Source organism: Neobacillus fumarioli NBRC 102428 (genome assembly GCF_001591485.1).
GTDB classification, from domain to species: Bacteria; Bacillota; Bacilli; order Bacillales; family Cytobacillaceae; genus Neobacillus; species Neobacillus fumarioli.
On record NZ_BCUZ01000029.1, the window covers coordinates 17,657 to 28,646 of the forward strand.

The following is a 10,990-nucleotide window of genomic DNA, read 5'->3' on the forward strand; positions in this document are numbered from 1 at the left end:
AAGAAATAAATATGTGTACTCTTCTCGTTCAACGATTTTCGATATTTACTTTTAAATCGCCAAAACTTGATTGTTGATTGACATCGATCAAAATAGTCTAATTTCTGAAATAAAAAGGGTCCCGCGTCCGAAAAGGACGGGAGACCCGTGGTGCCACCTTCATTAGCTAAATTAATAGCTCACTTTACCGGTATCGAATAACACTTAATACCTGCCTCATGTAACGATGAGTCGTTCGCCAAAGCCTACTGCATTTTGCAATGGTTCGGTTTGGAAGCTCGGAAGTCCATTCACAAATACTTCATCACTGATTTGCACCATCCATCAGCTCTCTTTAGAATCCGTAAAAGTTACTCCTCTTCGTCATCGCCAAACTTATTTTATTGATTATTATGTTATGAATGTTTATAGAAAATGTCAAGCGTATTTTTATAAAAATTTTCTAAAAACAAGTTTTTTGGCTTCCATTAAAAGGATTGTTTCCTATCTAATTTTTTTATGAAAAATAGACCATATTAACATTACCATTAAAAGAAAGCAGGATTGAAGGTTAAATGGAGCATATAAATCAATTTCGGCAAAAAACTCAGCCGATTAAACAGAAGACTTCACAGGAAGGGCAAAAAAGTTCCGGGATTGCCAAACAAAAGTGGGCAATTCTCTCCCTTTCATCCATTCCTTTGGTCATGACTTTAGGAAATTCTATGTTGATCCCAGTGCTGCCATCCATGGAAAAGAAATTGCATATTTCCTCGTTTCAATCCAGCATGGTAATTACTGTCTATTCCATTGTGGCGATTATTTTAATTCCTTTGGCAGGTTATTTATCCGATCATATCGGCCGAAAAAAAGTGATTATCCCGAGCCTGATTATTGCCGGGATTGGCGGAGCTGTTTCCGGGTGGGCTGCCTGGAAATTTGACCAAGCCTTTTGGCTTATTTTACTTGGCAGGGGCCTTCAAGGGGTAGGAGCTGCTGGTGCCGCACCGATTGTTCTTCCATTAGTGGGGGATATGTTCAAAAATGAAGGTGATGTCAGCAGCTGCTTAGGATTGATTGAAACGTCCAATACGTTCGGTAAAGTTCTCAGTCCGATATTAGGGGCAAGCTTAGCAGGATTTATCTGGTTTTTGCCTTTTTTTGCTTTTCCAGTATTTTGTATCATCTCAGTTTTATTAATGATCTTCCTCGTCAAAAGTCCTAAAAGAGAGGTAAACACCATTCCCTTTCAACAATTTTTTAATAATGTAAAAAAAACTTTTACAGAGAAAGGGCGCTGGCTTTATGCCATCTTTTTTATTGGCGGCATTCTTATGCTGATCTTATTTGGGATCTTGTTCTATCTTTCGGAATTATTCGAAAGAGAATACGGGATTAAAGACATTAAAAAAGGGTTCTTTCTTGCCTTGCCTCTCGGGGCATTATGTTTATCATCCTTCATAACAGGAAAAATGATAAAGAAAAATAAAGTTTTAATGAAATGGATAACCGTTGGAGGAATCCTTGCTTCGGCTTTATCCATAGCAGCTTTATGGTTATCGATTAAGCTGTGGTATATGATTACAATGTTTTTAATCTGCGGAATTGGGATTGGAGCCGGTCTCCCCAGTTTGGATGCTCTCATTACTGAAGGGGTGAAAAAGAACGAACGGGGAACCATTACATCGATATATAGTTCAATGCGATTTATCGGAGTCGCAGCAGGTCCTCCAATCATTGCTCTGTTAATGAAATATTCCAATCATTGGATTTTTATCCTTTTGAGCATTCTTAGCCTTCTAGCTGCGATTGTTGCCTTCATCGCGATAAAACCAAGCAAGAAAGAACAGTTAGAAAAGAGCTGAGTGCAGCGTCACTCAGCTCCGTTTCGGTCTTTATTATTTATTTTCCAGCGTTAACTGGTTTTTTAAGAATCCCGATTAATAGGGCGGATACGATAGAACCGATTAGAATAGCAAAAGCATATTTAAGGGCGCCACCTTGCACTAATGGTACTACAAATATACCTCCATGCGGTGCTCTTAGTCCAATGCCGAATGCCATTGACAAGGCTCCGGCTATGGCAGCTCCTATCATATTACATGGAATTACCCGGAAAGGATCCGCTGCGGCAAAAGGTATTGCACCTTCAGTAATAAATGATAATCCCATAACGTAACACGCTTTTCCAGCGTCTTTGTCTTCTTGTGTAAATTTATTTCGAAAAATAGTAGTAGCGATGGCGAGAGCCAATGGCGGAACCATTCCAGCTGCCATAATTGCAGCCATCGGCTGAAACACTCCGTTTGCCAATAGACCGGTACCAAATACATATGCTGCTTTATTCACGGGTCCCCCCATATCAAAAGCCATCATTAATCCCAATAGAACACCTAACAAAATGGCATTTCCCTGTCCAATACCTTTGAGCCATTGTGTAATTTCTCCATTTAGCCATGCTACTGGCGTATCAATGACATAATTCATTAATAGACCGGTGATTAAAATCCCCAACAATGGATAGATTAAAATGCTTTTTATACCTTCTAATGATTTCGGAAGGCCGATAAATACTTTTTTAAGGAGAAGCACGATGTAACCTGCAAGAAATCCGGCAATCAGACCACCAAGGAAACCCGCTCCACCGCTTGCAGCCATCATTCCTCCGACCATTCCCGGTGCAAAACCCGGACGGTCCGCAATACTGAGCGCAATAAATCCGGCAAGAACCGGTACGATTAGAGCAAATGCATTCCCACCACCAATTGTTTTTAAAACAGCTGCAAAAGGGTTATAAGTCGGATCATGCGGATTAGCTGAGTTATAGCCGAACATAAAGCTGATGGCAATTAATATACCTCCCCCGACGACAAAAGGGAGCATATTGGATACACCGTTCATTAGGTGCTTATAAAACCCTTTTCTTTGGGCTTTTTCTGTTGACCTCTTGGCTGTACTTCCAGTTCCACTATAAATTGGTGCATCTTGGTTTAAAGCCCGGTTAATTAAATGTTCCGGTCGTCTAATACCATCGGCAACCGCTGCTTGAATCACATGCTTACCTTTAAAGCGTTCCATATCGACATTAATATCTGCCGCTACGATTACTGCTATAGCGTTTTCAATTTCAACTTCAGTCAAGACGTTTTTTGCTCCGCCTGATCCATTTGTTTCAACCTTAATCTCAACTCCCATTTCAGCTGCCTTTGCCTTTAAAGAATCCGCCGCCATGTATGTGTGAGCAATCCCTGTTGGACAGCCGGTAACCGCAACAATAAAGTTACTCCTGTCTCCTGCAGCAGGTTCTTGCGTTTCTTCTTTGTCATATTTATTAATAATGTCTAAAATTTCATCAGGGGTAGCAGCTGTTAAAAGCTGATAACGCACTTCAACTTTCATCAGCATTCCGGAAAGGCGTGCCAATGCCTCCAAGTGAGTGTTATTCGCCCCTTCAGGTGCAGCAATCATGAAAAATAAATGAGAAGGTTTCCCATCCAATGCTTCATAATCGATGCCGGAAACCGATTTACCGAAAGCAATAGCGGCTTCCTTTACCGCTTTTGTTTTCGCATGCGGGATGGCAATGCCATCGCCAATGCCAGTTGTACTTAGGTTTTCACGTTTTTCAATTTCTGTCTTAAATGCGTCACGATCAGTGATCTTTTCAGCCTTGTAGAGGACATCAACAAGTTGGTTGATGGCCTCTTCTTTTTGGCTGCCGGTCATATGAAGGAGAATCGTGTCTTTTGATAATAATTCGGTAATTTTCATTCCTGTCTCTCCCTTATATTATTTCTTTTATTTGAACCTGTGGAATGAGTTCATTTACTTTTTCTCTTGTACATAGGCCCATCGAAAATGCCGTTGCACTGCCAGATGCTACACTGAAACGAAAAGCACTGGAAAAATCGCCTGTTTTCAAATACTCAGCTAAAAAACCCGCTACCATTGAGTCACCCGCACCAACGGAGTTTCTCACCTCCCCATGTGGTACTGTTGCTATTAAAGCGGTTGTTTCATTTAGGAACACAGCTCCCTGGTCAGCTAGCGAAACAATGACATTTTGCGCACCCATTTCAATTAATTTTCTTCCATAAGGAATTACTTCCTCCGGAGTTGAAATTACCTGATCAAACAACTCTCCAAGCTCATAATGGTTGGGCTTAATTAAAAACGGGCGATAGGGAAGAACCTTTGTTAATAGGTCCCCTTCAGCATCGACAATAAATTCTGTTCCAGTCTTCTTGCATATTTTTACAAGTTCTTCATAGACGGTTTCCGGTAATGTTGCCGGAATACTTCCCGCTAACACAAGCAGATCATTATTTCCTAGGTTCTTAATTTGTTCTATCAACTTTTGCAAATTCTCTTCAGAAATAATAGGTCCATTCGCATTTATTTCGGTCTCCTGACCTGTTTTTAGCTTGACATTAATTCTCGTATCATCAGTTACTTTTATAAAGTCAGATGCTATTTGCTCTTTTGCTAAATATTGTTCAATATAGCCTCCTGTAAATCCGCCGACAAATCCCAGTGCTTTGCTTTTAATTCCAAACTGATTTAACACCCTGGAAACATTGATTCCTTTTCCTCCGGGGTACTTTGTTTCATTCATCGATCGGTTTAATTGACCAAGTTGAAAATCTTCAAGCTTGACAATGTAATCGACTGATGGGTTCAACGTTAATGTATATATCACATTGTCACTACCTTTATATTTGTTTTATTTTCATACAACTCTGCTAGATCGTCCTCCAGCGCATTCGTAATAATAGAAGCTTCATGAATATCTGCAATTTTGGCAAAAGCAATTTCGGAAAATTTGCTACTGTCAGCTAGTACATAACTCTCTCTTGATAAGGTCATGGCCTTTTGCTTAACCATTGCTTCCTCTTGGTCGGGAGTCGTAAAGCCAAATTGAGGATGAATACCATTAACCCCCAAGAAACATTTATCAAATCGGTATAAATCAAGACTTGCCAATGCTCCTCGGCCAATGAACGCATTGGTTTTCGGTTTGACAAATCCTCCGGTTAAATATGTGGCAATTCCTTTATTCATTAGCGGAGGTATATGCATAAGACCATTTGTGACTACGACGATATCCTTGGCATTCAACCATTCAATGATCTCGAAAATTGTCGAACCAGCATCCAAATAGATGCAATCACCATCTTCTACCAATCCTGCAGCATATTTAGCAATTAGCCTTTTTTCATGAAGGTTTTTGGAAGATTTCTCAATCATGCTAGGTTCTTGCAGTTTACCCTGTAATTTTTGTGCACCACCATGGATCCGCTTTAAAAACTTTTGTTCTTCCAATTGAGATAAATCTCTTCGAATCGTTGATTCAGACGAGTTTGTCAGCTCCATAAGCTCATGAATTTTTACAATTCCTTGTTCTTTTAATAATTGAAGAATAATCCTATGACGTTCGGGGTGTTAACATATCCTCACCGCCTTTACATTGCTTTCATGACTACATCTTACTGTAACCGATTGCAAAAATCAATCATTTTCTTTCAAAAACATTCACATTTTTGACTATTTTTGATTGTTTTCCAAAAACACCGTTCATATCTTAGGTAAAAAATGAGTGAAACCTCGAGCTCCAATCAGGGCTATTTCCACCTGAAGCAAAAAATAAATTTCCCACTACCATTTTTAATTTTCATATGCTATAATTAATAGCGTTCCAATCTACAGTAATTAAGCGGGTGTGGTTTAATGGTAGAATTTCAGCTTCCCAAGCTGACGGCGGGGGTTCGATTCCCCTCACCCGCTTTCATTTATAGTGGAGAAGTACCCAAGTGGTTATAAGGGGGCGCACTCGAAATGCGTTAGGGCGGGCAACCGTCGCGTGAGTTCGAATCTCACCTTCTCCGCCATACATAAGGAAGCAAACGCCAGAAGAATCTGGCGTTTTTTATCATGCTGTGATTCTGACGATTCCTGTGGGATCAAAATAGGCATAATAAAATGGAACAATTAATTGTAAAGGATGATCTATTTGAATATTATTGGCCATACAGTGGAAAAACTTGAAGACCCGTTTGGATTATTATCGGGTGACCGTTATGAATTTTTCTTAGACCTTGAAGTGGACGAAGAGGATGAACTTTATTCTGAAAAAGGGACAGGTTTAAAAGTCATCTTCGTGGTCGATGAACATGAAACCAAAATTGCTTCCTATCACTTCTACGAAAAGGATTCTGAAAAAGTTCTTGATTTTGATCTTGAAGAAGATGAAAAAGAATTAGTATTAAACTATTGCAAAGAACATATATAAAAGCAGCTGGAATCCCAGGCTGCTTTCTATGCTTGTTTCTTTACTTTTGCTGCCGCCTTTTTCTTTGTTGCTGCGCTCTTTTTTGGCTTTGTCCGATCAATGGACGCCTGCAATGCTGCCATCAAATCTGTCACATTGTTTGGAGCTTCCTTCGCAGCAGCCGTTACTGTTTCTTTGCCATTTCGTTTGGCTTCAATTAATTCAAGCAAGGCGGTTCGATAGTCATCGGTATATTTCTCCGGCTCAAATTTAGAGGTTAATTGGTCAATTAATAAAATCGCGGTGTCTAGTTCTTTCTTTGTCACTTTGTCATCTGACGGAACATTTGGTACGTCTATCGCTTTCCTTACTTCATCAGGATAATGAATCGTTTCCATTACGAGTGTATTTTCATATACACGAATCACCGCCAGCTGTTCTTTAGAACGGATTACGATTTTAGCCAGTCCCACCTTTTGGGATTCCAAAAGCGCCTTCCTTAAGAGTGTATAGGCCTTTCCCCCGCCTTCATTCGGAGACATATAATAGCTGCGGTTAAAATAAATCGGATCAATTTCCTCGATTTTGACAAAATCAATAATTTCGACCGCTTTCTCTTCATTTTCTTTCCGCAGTTTTTCCAAATCCTCTTCATCAAGAACAACATATTTACCCTTTGTATACTCGTAAGCCTTGACAATTTCTTCTGGTTTAACTTCTTCCCCGCATACGGAACAAACCTTTTCATATTTAATCGGTGCATGACATTTTTCATGTAAAGTACGCAACTTAATATCCTTATCCTCTGTTGCTGCATGAAGCTTAATTGGAATATTCACGAGCCCGAAGCTGATACTGCCTTTCCACATTGTATGCATCTTGATTCTCCATTCTTTTTCTGTTAGTTTGTGAATCCTCATCTTTAGCATTCCAAAAAACAACTGGAAAAGGATGATTTTAAATTGTATTAAACAAAATAAAGAAAAAAGGGGAAATTGGAATGAAACCAATGCTGCCAACCTTAACTTTTGATTGTCCCAATCAAGCTGGATGGGTGTATGAAGTGAAGTATGACGGTTTTCGCGCTATTTTAGAATGGAACTCGAAAGGAATCACCTTAATCAGCCGAAATGGAAAATCACTGCTCCCGCAATTTCCGGAAATCCAAACCTTTTTAATGGAACATGAAAAAGAATTTGCGCGCTTTTTGCCATTAACACTAGACGGAGAATTGGTTCAGCTGGAAAACCCGTTTAAAGCCAACTTTGCGGCGATTCAAGTTCGCGGGCGTTTAAAAGCTTTGAAAAAAATAAATGAACAAGCAAAAATTCAACCTTGCCGTTTGATGGTGTTTGACTTACTTATGCTAAAGGGCAGATCACTTATTGAGGTTCCATTATTAGAGAGGAAAAAGGAATTACTTCAGTTATTCCATGCGATTGGCTTTAAGTTAACAGCAGATCCCGGAAACTTGCAGCTGCTCCAGCCAGTCCTTCATCACGAAGACTTTGAAAATTTGTGGGAAAACGTGATCTTATATGATGGTGAAGGCATTGTAGCAAAGCAAATAACAAGCGGATGGGAAGAAGGAAAACGTTCAATGAAGTGGCTAAAGTATAAAAATTGGAAATATGTCAACTGCTTTGTCACAGCATTCGATAAAAACAGCGGCTATTTTTATGTGGGTGTTTTTCAGGATGAGCAAATATATGGAATCGGTCAAGTGCTGTTCGGCTTCAATCCTGAGCAAAAACAAGCGCTTGTGCAAATTATTAAGCAAAATAGCCATAGGGAAGATTCCCAATTTATTTACGTTGAACCGGCCATCTGTCTTGAAATAAAATATCTGGAACTTTACGACAATCAGCTGCGCGAACCCCATTTTAACCGGTTTCGTTTCGATCTAAAGCCCAGCGATTGTACGTATGAACAGTTTATCTTTGCTCAAAAAAATCTGCCTAAAGGACTTGAAATCACCCATCCCGATAAACTGCTTTGGGACAGGCAGCAGCTCAAAAAAATGGATTATATCCTTTATTTAAGAGAGATCTCTCCCTATATGCTGCCATTTTTACAAAACCGCTTGTTAACGGTGATTCGCTATCCTCACGGAATGTTCGGTGAAGCTTTTTTCCAAAAAAATTGCCCCGATTATGCTCCGGAATTTGTGGAAACCCATTTAGCAGAGGGAATTAACTATATCCTATGCAATCATCTTAAGACATTCCTTTGGCTCGGAAATCAATTGGCCATAGAATTTCATGTTCCGTTTCAAACAATTAACAGCAAAGGTCCGAGTGAAATTGTGTTTGACTTAGATCCACCTTCTAGGGATGCCTTTCATTTAGCGATTAAGGCTGCTTTATTGATTAAAGAAGTGCTCGACCAACTCCAATTAATCAGCTATATTAAAACCTCCGGCAATAAGGGGCTACAAGTGTATCTGCCACTGCCGGAAGGGGAATTTTCCTTTGAAGATACAAGGCTGTTTACCAGCTTTATAGCGGATTATTTAGTTTCGCAGGATCCCGATTCTTTTACGATAGAAAGAATGAAGAAAAAGCGCGGAAACCGGCTGTATATTGACTATGTCCAGCATAGCGAAGGAAAAACGATTGTCGCTCCCTATTCAATACGCGGCAATGACTATGCCGGCGTTGCCACCCCGCTCTATTGGGAAGAGGTCAACGAAAATCTTGACCCGAAAAACTTCACCTTGAAAACAGTCTTAACAAGAATTCGCAATGGCAGTGATCCGTTTAAGGAATATTTTGACACAAAAAAAATTCAACCATTTGCACCTGTTTTAAATATACTAAAAAAAGGATAAGGAGGAGATTCCCTTATCCTTACATTTTTTCTTTCAACAATCGCTGGACTTCTGTCTGAAGTTTTTCATATGACTGCTGCTCCGACAATTCCTGTTTGGACGTTACAGTAAATGCTTCTTTTTTGATGTCAATGGTCACTGCAGCACGATAAAGATATGTGGCATTACCGATTAAATCAATATTGTAGTCTCCGGCTTGATGATGAACAACGCATTGGACTTTACCGCCATTGTTATATACTTGAATCACTGATTCATATTCATTTAATCCTTGCAGGCATGTAACAAGAGATGAAGCAGACATTGCCGTGCCGCATGCATTTGTAAAGCCCACCCCTCGCTCAAATGTCCTTACATAAATTGCCCCGAATCCGAGCGGTTTAACAAAGCTCACATTGACACCATCTGGACATATGTCATTAGGTCTGTTCAATTCTTCACTGAGTTCTTTTTGCAAATCGCTATTTAATTGTTCCGTTTCAACGATTGCGATTAAATGAGGGTTGGGTACAGCTAACGCCGTAAACTTTAGCTCATCTGATATTCCTGGAATTTCTTCATTTACTAATACTGGTTTAGTCCAATTGAGGGGCAGCGCCTTTACATCAAACAGTACCGGCGAGATTTCCACTTGGTACGTATGAATATTTGGAAAAATCTCATCTCGCTTGCCTACTTTAAGATCTGCCTTCATTGTTTCGATCACTGCTTCATTTTTTTCTTGCAGTTCACATATGAACCGCGCTACTAAACGTAGTCCGTTGCCGCACATTGAAGCTTCAGAACCGTCAGCATTAAACACCCTCATCTTTGCGTCAGCATGATCACTGTTCATGACAAAAAGAATTCCGTCCGCGCCGAGTTCCGTTTCCCGGTTACATAAGAGCTTCGCAAGATTTACCCTATCTTTTTCTGAAAACGTATAGTGATTGGTAATTTCATCAATTATTAGAAAATCATTACCCGAACCATGGCCTTTCAACAACTCTATTTGCACAGCCTAAACCCCCAAGTATAAAATTATACTTTATCTTATCAAATTATTCGCATAAGGGGAACTATCTTTCAATAAAGTATTCATTTACGATGAATGACATTCTAAGCAGCTTGTCCTTTTCAGACATCACTTCTGTAAATGAAAGTACCGGCGTATTCGGTTCTGGAAATAATTCGCTCCATTCCAGAGGCATCCATCCTCTCCGAAGCCTACCGATGGGCCGGTTTTCCTGTGTGAAAACTTTTTCATCCATGAAAATAGAGGAACCTTCTACAGCGCCAATATACCTTCCTGCGGGATCCAATAATTCTTTTTTCGATTTTCTAAACCTTTTCCGTTGCTTCTCAAAATAGCCCAAATAATTTTTCTTTTCGTCAAAAACTTCAATAATAATGTTTTGTTTCCTTCTTACGCGAAAAAATCCTAATACCTTTTCATGGCAATTTTGCAACACAAAAGTTTTTCTATCAAAGTTCCGCTCCCCTTTATACTTACTGATACTGCCTGCCAAATAACCGTCAGGAAAGTAAAACAATACTTTAGGTGAACTTGTATTAACAAAAAACACCAACAATTCTCTCGCAGCAAACAATGAATGATGACCATTGCCTTCCTTTCTGCTGCACATATTCCTACTAATCAAAATCGACTGTTTCATTTTAAAAAGATAAAGTTGAAAACAAAAAAAACTATAAAGAAAAAATGGTATAGTCAAAAACATAATTTTTTGATTTTTAAACATGAAGAGGTTCGCTAACATGATCGTGGCTGCGGGGAATAAAGCCGCAAGACTGCCGTTCAAATTGATATATGCTGCATTACGGTAATACTCATTTATTTTCATTCTAATAACCCCTTATCAATTCCTCTTATATCAGTTTATTTAGAAGAAGAGAAAAAATGATAGAAGAATTAA

9 protein-coding genes, 2 tRNA genes and 2 other annotated features (1 of these 13 only partly in view) are annotated in these 10,990 nt (G+C 39.4%); of the genes, 5 read left to right on the forward strand and 6 right to left on the reverse strand.

Annotated features, from left to right (window positions below; all coding sequences use genetic code 11):
- Window positions 1-41: a binding site (T-box leader), on the reverse strand (it extends 207 nt beyond the left edge of the window).
- Between the two features lie 88 nt (window positions 42-129).
- Window positions 130-376: a binding site (T-box leader), on the reverse strand.
- 178 nt (window positions 377-554) lie between these two features.
- Window positions 555-1,844 carry a bacillibactin exporter BcbE gene (gene bcbE, locus BFU02S_RS07030; RefSeq protein ID WP_066368443.1) on the forward strand — a complete coding sequence of 430 codons (1,290 nt, stop codon included), beginning with the start codon at window positions 555-557 and terminating at the stop codon, window positions 1,842-1,844.
- Window positions 1,845-1,881: 37 nt separating this feature from the next.
- Here bcbE and BFU02S_RS07035 read toward each other — a convergent pair whose 3' ends face one another.
- The 3 genes from BFU02S_RS07035 to BFU02S_RS07045 are packed head-to-tail and all read right to left on the reverse strand — an operon-like array spanning window position 1,882 to window position 5,403.
- Window positions 1,882-3,750 (reverse strand): PTS fructose transporter subunit IIABC, encoded by a 1,869-nt coding sequence (locus tag BFU02S_RS07035; protein WP_066368446.1) that lies wholly within the window; start codon window positions 3,748-3,750, stop codon window positions 1,882-1,884.
- A gap of 13 nt (window positions 3,751-3,763) precedes the next feature.
- A complete protein-coding gene (gene pfkB / locus BFU02S_RS07040; RefSeq protein ID WP_066368448.1) occupies window positions 3,764-4,678 on the reverse strand; it encodes a 1-phosphofructokinase in 915 nt (304 codons plus the stop codon).
- A complete protein-coding gene (locus tag BFU02S_RS07045) occupies window positions 4,675-5,403 on the reverse strand; it encodes a DeoR/GlpR family DNA-binding transcription regulator (protein WP_066368455.1) in 729 nt (242 codons plus the stop codon). The genes pfkB and BFU02S_RS07045 overlap by 4 nt, the downstream gene beginning before the upstream one ends.
- A 289-nt stretch (window positions 5,404-5,692) precedes the next feature.
- Here BFU02S_RS07045 and BFU02S_RS07050 point away from each other — a divergent pair.
- From BFU02S_RS07050 to BFU02S_RS07060, 3 genes are all read left to right on the forward strand, one after another.
- Window positions 5,693-5,763, forward strand: a tRNA-Gly gene (locus BFU02S_RS07050).
- 12 nt (window positions 5,764-5,775) lie between these two features.
- Window positions 5,776-5,867, forward strand: a tRNA-Ser gene (locus BFU02S_RS07055).
- A 113-nt stretch (window positions 5,868-5,980) separates the two neighbouring features.
- Entirely contained in the window at window positions 5,981-6,268 is a 288-nt protein-coding gene (locus BFU02S_RS07060) for a DUF6509 family protein (protein WP_084361019.1), read from the forward strand.
- Between the two features lie 26 nt (window positions 6,269-6,294).
- Here BFU02S_RS07060 and ku read toward each other — a convergent pair whose 3' ends face one another.
- Complete coding sequence (gene ku / locus BFU02S_RS07065; protein ID WP_066368461.1) at window positions 6,295-7,125, reverse strand: non-homologous end joining protein Ku; 831 nt, start codon at window positions 7,123-7,125, stop codon at window positions 6,295-6,297.
- A 122-nt stretch (window positions 7,126-7,247) separates the two neighbouring features.
- On the opposite strand from ku, the gene BFU02S_RS07070 reads away from it, so the two are divergent.
- Window positions 7,248-9,077, forward strand: a complete 1,830-nt coding sequence (locus tag BFU02S_RS07070; RefSeq protein WP_066368468.1) for a DNA ligase D — start codon at window positions 7,248-7,250, stop codon at window positions 9,075-9,077.
- Window positions 9,078-9,096: 19 nt separating this feature from the next.
- Here the strand turns inward: BFU02S_RS07070 and dapF are convergent, their stop codons facing one another.
- Window positions 9,097-10,074 (reverse strand): diaminopimelate epimerase, encoded by a 978-nt coding sequence (gene dapF, locus BFU02S_RS07075; RefSeq protein ID WP_066368471.1) that lies wholly within the window; start codon window positions 10,072-10,074, stop codon window positions 9,097-9,099.
- 61 nt (window positions 10,075-10,135) lie between these two features.
- Window positions 10,136-10,918 (reverse strand): hypothetical protein, encoded by a 783-nt coding sequence (locus tag BFU02S_RS07080; protein ID WP_066368474.1) that lies wholly within the window; start codon window positions 10,916-10,918, stop codon window positions 10,136-10,138.
- Between the last annotated feature and the right edge of the window lie 72 nt (window positions 10,919-10,990).